12 protein-coding genes are annotated in these 16,321 nt (G+C 47.6%); 7 read left to right on the top strand and 5 right to left on the bottom strand.

What is annotated here, in order from left to right:
- Positions 1-123 precede the first annotated feature (123 nt).
- From AKL11_RS11490 to hcp, 3 genes are all read right to left on the bottom strand, one after another.
- Complete coding sequence (locus tag AKL11_RS11490) at positions 124-648, bottom strand: hypothetical protein (RefSeq protein WP_067515940.1); 525 nt, start codon at positions 646-648, stop codon at positions 124-126.
- Positions 649-1,154: 506 nt separating this feature from the next.
- Positions 1,155-2,300: an FAD-binding oxidoreductase gene (locus AKL11_RS11485; RefSeq protein WP_157673522.1), complete on the bottom strand. Its 1,146-nt coding sequence runs from the start codon at positions 2,298-2,300 to the stop codon at positions 1,155-1,157.
- A gap of 96 nt (positions 2,301-2,396) precedes the next feature.
- On the bottom strand, positions 2,397-4,049 hold the full coding sequence (gene hcp, locus AKL11_RS11480) for a hydroxylamine reductase (RefSeq protein WP_067517517.1): 1,653 nt from the start codon (positions 4,047-4,049) through the stop codon (positions 2,397-2,399).
- 144 nt (positions 4,050-4,193) lie between these two features.
- On the opposite strand from hcp, the gene AKL11_RS11475 reads away from it, so the two are divergent.
- Positions 4,194-4,631: an Rrf2 family transcriptional regulator gene (locus tag AKL11_RS11475; protein WP_067517516.1), complete on the top strand. Its 438-nt coding sequence runs from the start codon at positions 4,194-4,196 to the stop codon at positions 4,629-4,631.
- Between the two features lie 29 nt (positions 4,632-4,660).
- Here AKL11_RS11475 and AKL11_RS11470 read toward each other — a convergent pair whose 3' ends face one another.
- Positions 4,661-5,236: a class I SAM-dependent methyltransferase gene (locus tag AKL11_RS11470; protein WP_067517515.1), complete on the bottom strand. Its 576-nt coding sequence runs from the start codon at positions 5,234-5,236 to the stop codon at positions 4,661-4,663.
- 349 nt (positions 5,237-5,585) lie between these two features.
- On the opposite strand from AKL11_RS11470, the gene AKL11_RS11465 reads away from it, so the two are divergent.
- Positions 5,586-6,938 (top strand): hypothetical protein, encoded by a 1,353-nt coding sequence (locus AKL11_RS11465; protein ID WP_067517511.1) that lies wholly within the window; start codon positions 5,586-5,588, stop codon positions 6,936-6,938.
- A 17-nt stretch (positions 6,939-6,955) separates the two neighbouring features.
- Here AKL11_RS11465 and AKL11_RS11460 read toward each other — a convergent pair whose 3' ends face one another.
- Positions 6,956-7,348: an ArsR/SmtB family transcription factor gene (locus AKL11_RS11460; protein ID WP_342669732.1), complete on the bottom strand. Its 393-nt coding sequence runs from the start codon at positions 7,346-7,348 to the stop codon at positions 6,956-6,958.
- Positions 7,349-7,428: 80 nt separating this feature from the next.
- Here AKL11_RS11460 and AKL11_RS11455 point away from each other — a divergent pair, with 80 nt between their 5' ends.
- From AKL11_RS11455 to AKL11_RS11435, 5 genes are all read left to right on the top strand, one after another.
- Positions 7,429-7,857: a Dps family protein gene (locus AKL11_RS11455; protein WP_067517510.1), complete on the top strand. Its 429-nt coding sequence runs from the start codon at positions 7,429-7,431 to the stop codon at positions 7,855-7,857.
- A gap of 352 nt (positions 7,858-8,209) precedes the next feature.
- Positions 8,210-9,592: a hypothetical protein gene (locus AKL11_RS11450; protein ID WP_067517509.1), complete on the top strand. Its 1,383-nt coding sequence runs from the start codon at positions 8,210-8,212 to the stop codon at positions 9,590-9,592.
- Positions 9,589-10,425, top strand: coding sequence for a hypothetical protein (locus AKL11_RS11445; RefSeq protein ID WP_067517508.1), 837 nt, complete (start codon positions 9,589-9,591; stop codon positions 10,423-10,425). Before AKL11_RS11450 ends, AKL11_RS11445 begins: the two co-directional genes overlap by 4 nt.
- On the top strand, positions 10,412-15,265 hold the full coding sequence (locus AKL11_RS11440; RefSeq protein WP_067517506.1) for a hypothetical protein: 4,854 nt from the start codon (positions 10,412-10,414) through the stop codon (positions 15,263-15,265). The genes AKL11_RS11445 and AKL11_RS11440 overlap by 14 nt, the downstream gene beginning before the upstream one ends.
- On the top strand, positions 15,265-16,314 hold the full coding sequence (locus tag AKL11_RS11435) for a Wadjet anti-phage system protein JetD domain-containing protein (protein ID WP_067517504.1): 1,050 nt from the start codon (positions 15,265-15,267) through the stop codon (positions 16,312-16,314). The genes AKL11_RS11440 and AKL11_RS11435 overlap by 1 nt, the downstream gene beginning before the upstream one ends.
- Positions 16,315-16,321: the final 7 nt, after the last annotated feature.

Below are 16,321 nucleotides of genomic sequence, written 5' to 3'. Positions count from 1 at the left end.
CTAGCAGGACATCACCCTCTTGCAAATGAGAGAGCAATTTTCTGAGCAGGGCTTGCTCGCCGGTTTCTTTCCCTTCGTAAGGCGAAACAGCAAAATCCAGTAGCGCACCACTGCCAAGACATATCAGAACAAGGATTCTGAGAACGGGAAATCCAAGCCCTTTTTTTGGGAGCTTGATTGCGGATATTTTTTTTGATTCTGCTCTGTGTCAGGCATTAGCAGCGTTGAGCCATCAGTAAGTAGTACACGACGCTGATTCCATAACCATGAATCAGGCGAGGCGCTATCAAGGGTTCTCCCCGATGTACGCAGTAATGCATTAATGGATTCTTCCGTCAGACGCTGTCGTGCTTTGCAATAAGCATCAGTGTGAGTAGAAGGCACCCTGTTGCCTTTAGCGACCTGATCTCTTGCTTCATCAATCAGGGCGTGGCGGCAGGATTTTGTATCACTTGCCACCTGCCTCATGAATAAAGTTAACGTTTTAACGGGAGGAAAATCCCGAACTCTGCACTTGGTATAGCTGTTCTGGAAAGAGTTTAAGTCATCAGAAGTGATAATCGAGGAAAGCTCATCACTTTCTGTTTGCGCAAATTGGCGAAGGCAATCATCGGTCAGGGAGAGAAACTCTTGGCTACACTTGTTCATGGCTCGCTCGGAAGAAAGTTTATTGGTTTGACTTTTTATAGTCGATTTTCTTTCCGGGCGAGTCCTTAGCTGCCAAGGGTTGGAAGCTTAAGTCAGTGCCATTGCGCTATGGGCGGGCTTTGCTTTCCAAAGAACTACTTGGGAAGGCGAAAATAATGCAACCCGTTTTGGCTCCGACAATGAGCAGGATTTTCGCTTGATCCAGATCGGTTGGAAACAAAACTGGTAATCACTATAAGTAGTTGACCATTTGGAATCGAATATTTCTGGCTGAGTGGGCAGTTGCTATGCAAGGCACAACGCAGGGAGCATAGCCGTAGCTATTTGACCGGAGTTGTAACGCCGCACGACTGCATGGATGCAGGAGGTAGAGCAACGCAAGAGCAGTTTGCCGAGAGTGATTGCCCACTTAGTCAGAAAATATGATTTCATGTGGTTAACTACTTATGAATAACGGTTAATTGAAAGAACCTCCGGCTTAGCCGGAGGTTCTTTCAATATGACTTCTAAATATCAATCCGCAAATCGGATTTAGGTCGGGAGCAGCAAGATAAAACAAAACCCTGTTCAATTTCTGCTGCCGTGAGTACAGCATTGCCTGTACTTTCTACCTCACCTTCTAGAATCTGCACCTTACAAGCACCACAAACACCTGCACGACAGGCGGCAACAATCGGTGCTTTTTGAGCCAGCAGACCATCCACAAGAAACTCATCCGGACTCATTTCAAAAACCACGGCTGTTTTTTCCAACGACACCTGATGTTTTGTATCACTCTCTTCAGAATGATTGCGACTGGAAATTTCTGTAATGATGGCTTCGTTGAACACTTCATGGTGGAAGTTATCCATATCAAAGCCTGCTTGCTCAACCATTGATCTAACTGCGTCTATATAAGCGGGAGAACCACAGATATAAAGGGTTCGTGCATGAAGATCCGGCACCAGGTGTTGCAGCATTTCCTGATTTAACCAGCCATCCCGGTCATCCAGCACGCAGCTGTGGTTGAAACAGTCATGCTGTTGATCCAGCATCTCCAGCTCTTTGCGGAAGACGATATGCTCTTCACTAGCTGCGCTGTGGATAAAACGGATATCCGCATCCATGCACGTGTCTAACATCCATCGAGTCATGGACATCACCGGCGTGATACCACAACTGGCAGAAAGAAACAGAACATTGCGGGCTGGTTTATCCATCAGATTGAACACGCCATCCGGCCCCGTGGCTTTGATAACCGCACCAGGTTTCAGGTAGCCAAACAACCACTCACTCATCCGACCGCCTTCCACTCTCTGAATCGTTAAATTCAACGTATAAGGGCGTGAAGGTGACGAACTGATGGTGTAAGAACGGTAAACCATCTCACCGTCCAGTTCCTGCATCAGCGTAATAAACTGACCGGGTTTAAAAGTGAAATGGATCTTTTCCGACGTTTGAAAAACAAAGGTGGATATATCAGGTGTTTCCGGAATCACCTGCTGGCAGATCAGCTCAAAGGTTCCTTTTTCCAGCCGTGGAGCCTGTGCCCATTCAAGGGCTTCATGGGAAATAGAGTGGGACATAGACAATACGATTAGTAGAAAGAGGAAGAAGGAGAGCCTATACCCGTCGCCTTTCATGTTGCTACTTTGTTGGCTGCTCTCGCTCACCCCAATCACCTACTACTCGTAGGCTCATGGGGATTCACTCGGTTGCCGCCGCGTAGCAACTTGAAATCCTTTGGGTATATAGACTCTCCCGGAACATTACGCAGCGTTAAGAATAGCGCCCATATCCTGCTCGACCGTGGTCGTCAGTTTTAGATCAAACTGTTCCACCAGCACATTCAGCAAATTATCCGTCAGGAATGCTGGAGCCGTTGGCCCAACGTGGATGTTCTTGATGCCCAGAGACAACAGCGTCAGCAAAATCACGATGGCCTTCTGCTCAAACCAGGAAAGAATCAACGTCAGTGGTAGATCATTCACACCACATTCAAAGGCATCTGCCAGCGCCAGCGCTAACTGAATCGCAGAGTAGGCATCGTTGCACTGACCAACATCTAATAAACGAGGAATGCCGTTAATATCGCCAAAGGCCAGCTTGTTGAATTTGAACTTGCCGCAGGCCAGAGTCAGAATCACGCTGTCCTGAGGAACCGATTCAGCAAATTCTGTGTAGTAAGAACGCTCAGCCTTATCGCCATCACAACCACCAATCAGGAAGAAGTGTTTGATGTCGCCAGCCTTCACCGCATCAATCACTGCAGGTGCTGCATTCATCAGAGCATTACGGGCAAATCCGGTCAGAATCCTATGCGGCACTTCGTCGTATTCAAAGCCGGGCATTTCCAGTGCTTTTTCAATGATCGCGGAGAAATCATCACCTTCAATGTGCTGAACACCGGGCCAGCCAACAATGTTACGGGTGTAAATACGATCAGCGTAATTGCCTACGTTCGGGTCGATGATGCAGTTAGAGGTCATCAGAACCGGACCCGGAAACTGAGCAAACTCATGTTGCTGGTTCTGCCAGGCGCTGCCGTAGTTGCCTACCAAATGCTTGTATTTTTTCAGCTCTGGATAACCGTGAGCAGGCAGCATCTCACCATTTGTGTAGATATTGATGCCTTTGCCTTCGGTTTGCTTTAGCAGCTCTTCAAGGTCAATCAGATCGTGGCCGGAAACTACTATACACTTGCCTTTTACTGATTTGACGTTCACCTGAGTAGGTTCTGGGTGACCAAATGCATCAGTCTCGCCCTTATCCAGCATGGCCATGATCTTATAGTTCATCTGGCCAATGGCCATTGAACAGGCCAACAGTTCACCAATGTCTGCAGAGTCGGTTGCCAGCCAGGCCATGTGCTTATGGAACTCGGCATACACTTCTTCATCCTGCTGATGAAGAATACGGGCATGCTCCATATACGCCGCCGCACCTTTGAGACCATAAAGGCACAGTAATCTCAGACCAATGACGTCTTCCCCTACGTCTTCTTTGCCACGGTTAGGTAATGTTGCAGGTGCCTGAAGCAACATACCCGCCATGTCTTCTGCCAATTCAAATTGTGCGGCAGGAGACGCATCGGACAAATCCAGACCACGTTCTGCGCATGCTTTCTGCAACACAGAACGAGCCACATTCGCCTCATGAATAAAGGCGACAATGCGATCATTATCAAAGTTCACGTTGGTCAACGTGGCGAAAAAAGCTCGGGGCACAAATGCATCGATATCGTTATGAACAATGCCAGACTCACGGGCACGGGCGGCATACCAGGAGATGCCCTGCAGTACGTAAATCAGCACGTCCTGCAAATCAGAAGTGGCCGCGGTTTTTCCGCACATACCCTGAGCATAGGAACAACCATTACCAGCCGGTGTACGTATAGTCTGTTCGCATTGGACACAAAACATGAGATACATCCTCATCATAAGATTCATTTTAATTGAATCTATTGTGTCATTGAGTAAAGATTAAGCGAATACGTAAAAACACATGCTGGCATTCCTTTAACCAGATAATTAACATGCAGTTGATTTGAATCAATTGTGACAGCCATGAGACTTACACGTTATACCGACTACGCTCTGCGTACCCTGATTCAGGCAGCCCTGATGCCAGAAGGTCAGCGTCTGTCTGTGGCTGAAATCACCGCGACCTATGACATTTCCCGCAGCCATGTGATGAAAATCGTACAGCGCCTTGGGCAACTGGGCTATCTGCTGAATATTCGCGGTAAAGGCGGTGGTATTGAGCTGGGAATGGCGCCGGAAAAAATCAACATCGGGCAAGTTGTACGACACATGGAGAGTAATTTGCAGGTTATTGACTGCAGCACACCTTTTTGTCGATTACAACCAGCCTGTCGTCTTCAAGGTGTTCTGGGTGAAGCCATGAACGCATTCCTTGGCGTTCTGGATAAGTACACGCTGGCTGATTTGTTAGAAAATCGTGACGAGCTGATTCAATTATTAAACATCAGTGAATCAGCTTAGTTTTTACTGGAAGCCATTTCTTAGCCGGGTTAGGCCAGTCGTGGTTTCCTGAACCGTAAAATGTAATGGTCAGGACACCCATCCATATTCATATCTTCAATCACAAAACCCGCTTTTACGACTTCATCCATAGCCTGTTGTGGTGAAACTCTGGCATGACCACCACGAAAATCCACAAACATAACCAGCGTTTCAGGCTTTACCTGATTGTGCAGGTTCGCGAGAAACTCATCACGCTTCTGAATAAAGCGATACACATTGGCTAGAAACACAACATCCAGATTTTCAGGCAGACAGGGGTCAATATGCGTGCTGAGACCGGGTCGGATATTACTTCGTCCTTCTGTCTGAAAACGGTTTCCCATGTAACTGACCATATTTGGCTCAGTATCCAGAGCATAAACCAGCCCATTGGGCAGAAGATCCGCAAACTGGCTGGCAAAGTAGCCCGTACCGGCACCAACGTCAGCGATGATCATATCTGGCTTCAAATCCAAAGTTTCCAGAATCAGGGATGTTCTTTGCCACTCTTCGCGGTTTTCGGAATCAAAAATCGTGCTTAAGCGTTCTGCTTCGGAAAAGCTGATGGGCTTGGGATGTGCCATACGTCTTGCTCTCTGGTTATTGCTGACTATTCAGCAACTGGATACTTCTATCAGGTAATACATAGCCATTAAATAGATTCATTCAAAATGAATCTTTATGGAATCCTAAACTGTCACTTGTACTCTGTACATAGAGAAAAAACTTGAATGGCATAGCATATATTCTTGTTGAGTAGACGTTAGTACATACCTTTTGGAACTTTTTGGGTTCTCTGAAGTCTCTAACGAGTACAAGTAGCAAATTGAAGTTTTGGTACAAATGACCCCATCAAATATACAAAGCAGATCTTTTCATCAACCGAGGGCAAATGCGTCCGATCTCAAGATATGTTTATCCTGTAACCTGCCTGTGGATATTATTATTGATGGAAAAAAGCGACGTGTGGCCTGTGTATCCGAGCCTAACTGCAAAATGGTTTGGCACGCTCCCTGTGCTGAGTCGTTCGCAAACCTGCAACCAGGCAAATATCTGCAATGCCCAAATCGACGCTGTCAAATAGCAGTCCATACAACCTCGTTGAAGCATCCGTCACAATCTTTATTCAGAAAAAAAGACTCAGATGCTGAACGACTTATTATTGCCAGAACATGCGTAGAGTCTGAGGTACCAGAGCATAGCTACATTGCCGATTTTCACAGAGAGTTAGACAAAGTCGCTAAACGAAAAGATATTCGTGAAATGCTTGAATGGCTAAAATTAGATATAAAACCCAGCGAAGCCTTTTGTAAGCAATTAATGCAGCTTTCAAAAATCGACAACAATCTGAATTTAATTTTAAAAAGTCATACTCTAAAGCCCTTACCCCTTCCCGAAAATTTAATTACCCAACTGATGCAGGCTGACCAAAAACTACATCTCAACGTTAAATACCCTGATAAGAATAAAGTAGAGTCAGATACTCGCGTACCTTCTGAACCAAAGCCTTCCACTTCATATGATGAAAACTGGATACGTCCGGGTAATGAAACTGGAAGAGAGCTCACAACTGATGAATTGAGTATTGAAGCCGAGAACGAGAGATCGCTTAAGCTCGCTCTGCAAATGAGTCTTACCGATTATCAAGAGCCTGAAGAAATTACTTTAAAGCCTGGCTGCTCTGAACAAAGGGCAACATCCTCAAAAGCTGATGAGCACGAGAATGTAAAAAACAATATTGAATATAACCCAACCTCTGTCGCCAATATGTTGCGGTGTGCTATAGACGAAAACAAACCCGAAGTCGCAGCCAGGTATATAAATCATCAGCAATCAGGCTTGAACCTCACTCTGGTATTTGCGAAACAGCAATCTCTCTTGTTAACGGAAGATAACGTCACAGCCCCAGATCGCTGGCAAGAGCTTATAGATAAGCATGACAGATGGCTTCTTGAGCATAGCTGCGAAGAACAGAAGCCTAAGAACGTTCAGAGTAGTATTGGCTCATCAACAGCCTCAACACCAACCCGTAGTAGAAAAATTTCCGATAAAGTAGCTGCCACCCTCTACCAAGCACTACTTCAGGCTGCCGAAAGCAATGATCCTAATAAAGCTGAAGAGTTAATAGATATGGGAGCAGCACCAAATATGATTGCCTTTACTATAGGCAAAGATAACGCGGCCAAATCGAATGATCCTGAAAAAGTGGCCAAGTGGTTCAGACTGGCAGCACCAATGCTCCCCAACGATAAACCCGCTACCAGTGATGAATATGATGAAGAGTAACTCTCTGCAAAAGCCGCTCAGCAATTCTTTTCATCTACACAACATTCATCACACAAGAAAGCCAACAAATCATCAAATACATGAAATTGCGGAATACAGTGCAATATACGCCCTTCACGTTTCTGCTTTACTAACCCAACAGACACAAGCCCAGAGATATGGTGAGAAAGGGTAGAGCCTGGAATCCCAAACTCCTGCTGTAAATCTCCCACCGGCAAACCATCATGCCCGGCTTTCACCAACCGCTTATAGATCCGCAGCCGGGAAGGGTGCCCGAGTTCTTTCAAGGCTTTGGCGTAATCTTCAAGATCCATAGGGTTACCACTACCGGTAAAATGTTTCGACAATCGTGAAAACATAAATGGATTATGGGCAGGTTGCAATATTACCGTTGGATTCACAACAAACATTGACCTTTATCAATGACACCCAGCCACGCACTCTCCGAAAATAGATAAGTAAAAAACGCAACATTTCCTTAAGGATTACCATGTCCAGCACTATTGAAAGACTTAACGTCGTGATGGCTAATGCCAACGTCCTATTCACCAAACTCCATAACTATCACTGGAACGTAAAAGGCCCAGCCTTCTTCCAGCTGCACGCAAAAACAGAAGAGTATTACACTCTGTTCGCCACTATGTACGACGATGTCGCAGAACGTATTTTGCAACTGGACGGCATGCCACTGGTCACTCTGAAAACCATTCTGGGCACTGCCACAATTGAAGAAGAAGTGAAAACGGAATTCAGTGTTGAATATATCCTGAAGTCCATCATCAGCGATTTTCAGGAAATGCAGATGCACTTCAAGGCAATCTCGGCTAATGAGCACACCGACGACATTACCCGTGCGTATTCTGATGAGCAGATTGGTTTCATCGAAAAAGAGTTGTGGATGTTGAAGTCCAGCCTGTAATGATCTGCCAATAAAAAATGCCCTGGTTCCCATGCTTTGCGTGGGAACCCATACTTCCAACTCATTGAAAACTCAAGGGTATGCATTCCCACGCGGAGCATGGGAACGAGATGTTTGGGGTTTTGCGACAGCCTCGCTTTGTGTGGGAACGAGGTTTCTGGAGTTTTGTGACACCCTAACTTTGCACGGGAACCAGCCCGACAATCCTCTCACAGCTCCAAGTGTCTCAGCCCAGCACATACGTACCCTTGAAGTGAATCAACAAAACATCAACACAGCCTGACAAAACGTTATAATATGATGTTTTGTTATTCGACCGTAATCATCTTCAATGAATTCATGGATAGTCCTATTGTCCACCACCCTGCGTCTGGTGGACCTTCATGACAGCAATCATGAACGGCACTCCGAGCACACTCGGGTATCGCTGGAAAACCGCACCGGCCTCCGAGACGGCTACTGGCTGGATATTGCGTTTCAACTGCTGGAATTTCTGCTGGAAGAGGATTATCAAACCAACGGTCAGTTTATTCCCCAGAATCGTTGTCTTAACGTTATTCGAGAACAGATTCCTGAGCTGACACCGAATGATCTGAGCTATGTCATCAATATGCTCAGCACACCCAGTGAACTTTTTTTCACTCGTCGCACTGAACAGGAAGGACGGCGGACCGCCAGCACCAAACAAACTGCATTGCTGGAAAAACAAAGCAAGATTGGCCATGTTCGTTTGTCTCAGGCTGGGCGACAAAGCGTTACCCTGTCCCGCCAGGTAGACGACATTCTCTACAGCGAACACGATGCCGCCAAGATTATCTCTGCCATTGCCCGCAGTGATTTCAACCGGATTCCGTCCATTTGCGATTCTATTTTGCTCTCTATTCGCGGGCTGACTCAGGAAATCCGTCGCATCCGGGAAAACCCCGCACTGGAAGGCAAACTCGACACCTTCCGCAACAACCGAAAGTATTATCAAAACGCCGTTCGTAATATTCAGGCGACAGTGATGGACTGCCAGAAACAATTTCTACGTCAGGAAATCCGAGAGCGTTTTGATGACTGGGCAAAGCAACAAAACGATGAGTGGGAACTGCAAATGCTGGATCGCCCGTTGATTCGCATACTCAGCGCTCTTGAAAACCTCAACCGTCGTTTAACTGACTTGCTGCGGGACATTGCTGAAGGCCGAATTCAGAGCATGGGCATAGTGGACTTTAACAAAGCCGCCCTGAATATGGCGTGGCAACCACCGGCTCTGGAAATGCTGGAATCGGTTTTCCACCAGCTCGCACCGGTAGACATTGCCGTGAGCCTGCCATCGCCTGTGGATTATCAGGCGCTGCTGGATAACCAGCGTGCAGACACCAGCAAGACCAGTCTTGTTTATAACAACGATGCGGACGACACAGCAGAATCTCTGAAGCTGAAGCGGTTCCTGAACCATTACGGCGAATCTATACGACAGCGATTACAACAAGGTCCGCTCCCCCTGAGTGAAGCCCTCTGTAACGGCTGGCACCAGTTCGAAGATGAACAGCAATCCCTCGAAGATTTTCTGCCACAACTGGTCAATATGTTTGTGGATACCGAACAGCTGTCACCCAATTTAGCGGTAGGCATTGACCCGAACAAACTGGACATACAATTGCCCGATGGCCGCAGGCTAACAGGCGACAATCCGATTCTAATGACGACAGAGCAGCCAGCTATAAAGATTGAGGAACCCCAACCATGAACATGACCGAAATGGGTGAGGTTTACGCGTACCTGCTTCGCCACCGAATTGCCGAAACCCGCGCACAGGGTGTCCGACGTCGTGCATCTCAGACAGGCTTGCTGTCTGAACGTGATGCCGCGGTTATTCTGAAAGAAGCCGACGAAGAACAAATGCAGAATTTCCGGTCTTTTTTGTCCGGTCAGGGTTTGCAGTTGGGTATTTATGACAGTGCCGATTACCCCGGCATTCCACCGGGCGGGCAGATTTATATGCTTCTGCGCAATCCGGAAGCAGAACTCCCTGCCATGTTTAGCCAGCAACAAGTGTTGCAAAAACTCAAGGTTCGCAATGAAACCAAAGAGGCGACCGCCGTCTGGTTTATTCATTTATGGCTGTTGATGCTGGGGCTGCTTTATACCCGAACTAACCGGTCATTGTCCGATGTCAGCCTTTATCAGAACGCGGTTTTTAACCAGGAAGAGTTGGCAGAAACCCTGCGAAGCCATCTGGAAACCATTCGTCGCACTGGCGAAGACAAAACAGAATCCAATGATGCACCTCGCCAATTGGCCATTCTCCTCACAGAAAAAGGCGAAGACATTAACCGTCGGGTGAAGAACTTTACTGATGTATTGGTGGATGCCAATCACCTTCAAGCCAAAGGGGAAAAGATATTCCAGCAAACCCTGTTAGGCGCTTTAGAAGTGGAACAAACCGGCTTCAGTCATTTGCAGCATTTGATTCCGGGGGATATTGGCAAACGCATTGTTAACTTGCCAGAACCAGTGATTGATCACGAAGAAACCACTGAAGAACTAAAGGCACCGGAGGCTGCTGATGTCCGTCATTAATCGTATCGAACTTGCCAGCCTGCTGAACAAACACGGCGATGTCAGCTCTCCGTGGGAAGCAAAAATGCGCCATCTGGTGCTGAACCTTCGAGGTCAGTCCACCGCCATGAATATGGAGAACGGGTTTGGTAAAACCACCCTTTCCGATGCACTGATCGGCATGCTTTCCCGTGACCGCACTCTGATCCAGAAAACCAAACGAAAAATGTCGCCTTCTAAGGATGGTCATCCATGGTCACATATTCGGGTTGAATTCAGTTACACCTCCGGCACCGATTCCCAATCCGATATGCTCAGCATGGCGGGAGATAATGTGGGCGGTGAACAGTGGGTGTTCGGCATGTATGGCCACAGCGATACCGATGGAGGATATTACTTCTTCCCCGGCCGGCTGGAAGAGCTGCCGGTACACTCCACCACTGCGGACGGCAAACTGCAGCTGTTCAGTAACGAACATATTCAACAGCAACTGCGCCAGTTGAAACCGGAGCGCCCAAAAGATAAGGAAACCTGGCTCGATGCCATGAGCTTGCACATCAGCCGAAAAGAGCTGGAACAGTTGGCTTCTTTCCAAAAAGAAGGCGGCGCGGATAAAAGCCAGATTTTTAATGCCATCAAGCCTCGTCCGGGTGAAAAAGCCGATCAGGCATTTTTCTATGAAGTATTGGCGCCCCAGATTCTTGCCGGTGCCAGTCATGGTGAAACCGACGAATCGGAAGAGTTCATTGAAGAACTGGTGATTAACTCTGGCCGCAAAGTCTCCGAACTTCGCCACCAGATTCAGGAAAACAGCAAAGATTTAGACCGCAACGAGTCCAAGAAGTCTCGTCTAGAAGATCTGAACAAATCTGCAGTTTCACTGGGAACGGCGCAACAGGAACGTGACCAGTGTCGTGAACAGCTCAGCGATCAGGCAGGCTGTATGGCTGTGCTATCCAGAAAGGGCATTCCTGGCGTTCCAACGGCAGCGGAAGATGAAGAAAAAGAAAGCGCACTGGCTCAGGAAATGGCTATCCGGGTTGGTGAAACTGCACCTTTGGTGCCCCTGTCAGCACTGGCAGATATTACCGGCGCCAGCGCCCGGAAAATAGAAATCTATTTTGAAAGCCGACAGCTTGCTGGTTTCCGTCACGACAAAACACCCATCGTCTATTATCCACAGGCCAACTGGAACAGTGGTAAAACCATGCGGTTTTATCCGGCCAGTAAAGCCAGTGCACTGCTGTCAGAAAGTCAGGATCTGTTCCGTGACGACAGTCATCGTGTAAACACACTGGAACTGCTGGACGATGCCGCAGATCGTTTCTTTGATCTCGACAGTAATCCATTCCGGGAAAACTATCTGGCGGATCAATCCTTCAAAGAAACGCTGCAGAATGAATTAAAAGCGCTGAAAGATCATAAACTGCAACTGCAGCGGGATCTGGAAATTCTGCAGAATCGTGATAACGAATTTACTGATAACGAAACCGTCTACACCGATGCGTTAAAAGAAGGCCTGTTCACCGAACAAGAGTTAGACCAACCGGATGATACGGAAAAATCCGTCATTCAGCTGAAAAATGCCATTGCTCAGGAATACGATAAGTTCCTGCAGGACGAAGGCCGGTTCAGCGCGCTTGTGGATAAGTGGACACAGTTTCAGCGCAATTACGGTGTTGATACGGCACCTGTGGATATTTTGCAGGAAAAAGAGCTGCGGATAGACGAACTTTCCAGCCAGCAAGCACTGTATAAAGAGCAAGAAGAAAAGCTGCAATCAAAGGAAACGCAGGTCAGCCAACAGCTTCAGGCAGTTGAACGACAGTTGCCGTTGTTGCAAAAAGACAGTGATCATCTATCCAGCCTGAAAACCAGCTACGACCAAATTACTCGCCTCTATCCTGAAGAAGCGATTGAGGGCCTGGCTCAACGGCTGGAAAATCGCCAAAGCGAACTACGGAATCAAACTCAGTCGATCTCCAGCCAGAAACGTGATCAGCAACTATTACTTGGTAGCTTGCAAACCTTATTGGCCGATTATCAGGCGTTTCGTCGGGTGTTTCCAGATCAGCCACCGGAAGGGCTGGAAGACAACCTTCGGGAACAGGAATCCTCACTTGTCAGCACACTGCTGCAGCAAGAAAAGCTGGTCAGTGAACTGGAACTACTGCTTTCAGACCTGACACAATTCCGTCAGGAGTTTCCGGATATCGACCCGGGCAAGTGGCTGGTGATGGCCGCTGAACGTTATCCACAGAGTTTGACTGAACGGGAAAAAACCAAAACCGCCATTGCCGATATCGAACGCCAGCTGTCTGATTTGGAAACCGATCCTGTCAGTCCTGGCGCTGTGGAAATGCAATGTGTTGAACTGCTGAAGTCATCGGGGCTTGAACCACAAGCGCTTCATCAGGTGATCTCTGAGCTGATGCCAGAGGACGATAGCCGTAAGCTTCAATGGTTATCGCAGACACACAATCTGCTGTTTGCTCCAGTGCTCGCCACGGAGCACGATGCTCAACACGCTGCTCGGGAGTTTGCCCGCCAGCGTTTGCCAGTTCCGGTATTTACTCGTGAGGCATTACAGCAGGCGGTGGATAACCCACAGGCATCTTTGCTTGGTGCAGCCACAGGCCATGAAAGTCTTGCGGTTAAATCTCTACTGGACCCGTCGTTTATAACGGAATTGAAAGCTCAACTACAAGTGGAGTTGAGCCAGCACCAACAAACCTTGTTAGCACTGCAGGAAGCGATTGCACTTTACGCACCTGACTCCGATGAAACAGTGATTGCCAGAAGCGCTGCTCAGGCCATCAGTCGATCTGCTGAGACTGAATTACCTATTCAGCAGGTGAAATTGGCGGAACAACAGCTGGCTCTGCACACCATAAAAGAACAACTGTCGCCAGAGAATCGTAAGCTGATTCGTAGCGCGGAACAGTTTGAGCAAAAAGGTGGTGAAGCCGCCATTGTCGAATGTGAGTTATTACTGGAACAGTATCGGGAGCAGTTAGACAAACTGTCCACAGAACTGTCCAAACTCGATGAGCAATTGAGTGCCGATGCCAGACGAACGCTGAACTGGGCAGAAGACTTTTTACAGCAAGGCGGTGACGCTCGGCTGAATCAAGTAACAGAAGAGCTTCAACAGCTGTCCATTCAGCAGGAACAATTTTCTGAACACTATGAAGGGTGTCGTGCAGAGCTGGAACAATGTCGGCAGCAACTTCAGTTATGCCTGAACCAAATCAGTGACGTATTTCAGCCTAACGAAAAAGACCTACTGGAAACCCTGAGCGATTATCTGGAAAAAGGCGGGCCAGAATTTATGGCCAATGCACCAGCGCGTAAGGCTGACCTTGGCAATCAGAAACATCGAGCAGACCAGCGAGCCAGCCTGAAGTTTGACCGTATTCGCGCCTACCTTAGCGCAAGAGACAATCTTCAAGGCACTGCCGATCTGAAAAAACAAATTGCCGCATTTAAACAACAGTTAAAAGATATTGAGGCGGATCAGGAAGGCAAACAAGAAGAAGTTGAAGGCATTAACAAAGCACTTCCGCAACAGCTCAACGCCATTCGTCAGGTGGATGAAACGGCTCACCGCTGGCTGAACCAACTGGCCTGGTTCAAGCCAGAAATGCTGGAGGAGCTGGGCGACCAAGACCCTGAAAAACTGGAAGCCATGCCGCTTTTTGAAAAAGCAGAGCATTATATTTCAATTCACAACGGTGAGATGGAAACCATACTGGCCAGTGCCGAAGTCCTTGCTGAGCAGCTTGAGCAGGAGAACACGCAGGAATTGCATCGTGAACTGAAACGTCGTGAGAAAGCCCATGATGAAAAGCAGGAGCTGTTTCGGTCTGCGCTCACCCGAATCCGAGAAAGTGAACGTCACCTGTTTAATGGGACAGAGCTGACTCGATTGAACAGTCTGGATAAAGCCGATAGCCAGGCTTTAACCGATTTGGAAAGCATGATTGCGACTATTGGTGAGCAGCTTGATAAAAGCCGTGAACGCCAGAACCTGCTGGAAGCTTCTATGGAAGGCAATGAGCAGAACCTACAGGAACGCCTTTCCAGCATTATTCTTTACTCTGTGGATAACCTGCGCATTCTGAAAAAGGTAGCGAAACAATCCTCTGGGGATAACGCCTACTTTGTGATTGATGCGGATATCGTCAGTGAAGATGGCGTCCGAAATCTGGTTCGCTCACTGCTTGCTGAAATTGAAGAGCATCAGAAACAAATCCGCCGTCGTAAAGCTCAAAATCTGCCCGTGGGCAGTGAAGAAAAGCAAAGCAAAGAGTTGCAGAAAAACCTGCGCAGTCAGATTTATCGACAGTTGTTCACCAATATCCGCATTCGTCTAAAGCACGAAGCCATTCGCCCTCATGGCAATCTGTTCAGCATGAATGAAGATATGAGTGAAGGTCAGCGGGAAGCCTTGTCGCTGATGTGGCTGGTGAAGCTTTCTGAATTCGCCATTGAGCGGGAGATACGCACTGTGCCGAGTCAGTATCGCCGTAAAGAGCGGAAATCTGGCGAATCGGTCATTATTCTGGATGGTTTGTTCAGTAAACTCTCACATCGTCGTTTGATTGAGGATTCTCTGGAATCTCTGCGCAACACTCGTGGGCGATTCCAGATGATTGGTCTGATTCACAACCCTAACTATGAAAATGATGCCAGCATCTTCCCAACCTATCTGGTGGGTAATGTGATTGGTGGCCTGCAGGGTCAGGGTGGTCACGTGATGGTGAAAGAAGGCGTTAAAGTCAGCCCGACGTCTGTTGGCCGGGGCAAAGGTGAAGCCAGTCTTTTCCATATTCATGTGGAGAATGAGGCAACCTCCTGATGTCATTCTATACAGATATTCAACGGCAATGTGTTGAGGAATGGTTTGCAGGTAAAGGAAACCTTCGAGCTCAAGGTCTTGATCATCGTCTGAAAAAGGCACTGGCAAAGCGAACGAACCTATCGCTTCTGCACTGTAACAGCATTTTAAAAGATCTGATTAAGGATGGATTGATAACAAGCAGTTCAGGCTTACATAACAGGGGAACGATTACCTCAGAAATTCCAGCCCCCGTCCCTGAATCCCAACAGCGTTGGATTCAGGTGCTGCAAAAAGTCCCTGAATCCAGTGTTTTGCTCCCGTGCCATGAAGATCTGGAAGATTGGTGTATCGATGATATGGAAAGGCTTCTTATTTGTCTGCTGGATTTAAAAGCAGCACGTCCAGAAGCATATCAACTCTCTAAATATGAAGCCTCTGCCCGCTACCTTCTTGGCTCATCCAAACTGCTAGACAGCCTCGATAAAAAGAGCCTGATGCTATTTGGTATCGACCTGGATCAATTCCAAACCTCCATCACCTACGCCGTGATTGCTGGCCCTGAAAAACCCGAACACGTTTTATTGATCGAAAACCCGCAGAGTTTTGAAGCCTGCATTCGTGCAGGTCTACATGAACAACAGACATTGATCTGCACCTACGGTTACGGGCTTCAGTGGAGTCAGGTGCTTGAAAATCCGAAGTCAGTCACAGGGCTTATTCGAGCTGGCAACCCAAATCAAAACCTTCAGGCGCTGTTGAGTCACTCTGATATTTATTTCTGGGGCGATCTTGATCACGCTGGCATCGATATATTTCAGAGTATTGCCAAGCGAGTTCCAACCTGCAAACTCAGCAATCTCTATCTACCCATGATCGAAGCACTCAAAGCGGGCCAGGGGCACCCATACACCAAGGCGGTAAAAAAGGAAGAGCAGCCCCTGCGAAACCCAATTCACGGATTATCGGCAGCTATTGATCAGGAACAGTTCAATAATATCGCTACGCTGACCAGATACAGCCAATCCGGAATGACTTTACAGGAATTTCAGGCACAGTTAAGTCGTTGACTGGCAA

The organism is Endozoicomonas ascidiicola (assembly GCF_001646945.1).
Lineage (GTDB): Bacteria > Pseudomonadota > Gammaproteobacteria > Pseudomonadales > Endozoicomonadaceae > Endozoicomonas > Endozoicomonas ascidiicola.
This window is presented reverse-complemented; position numbering and strand designations above follow the sequence as displayed.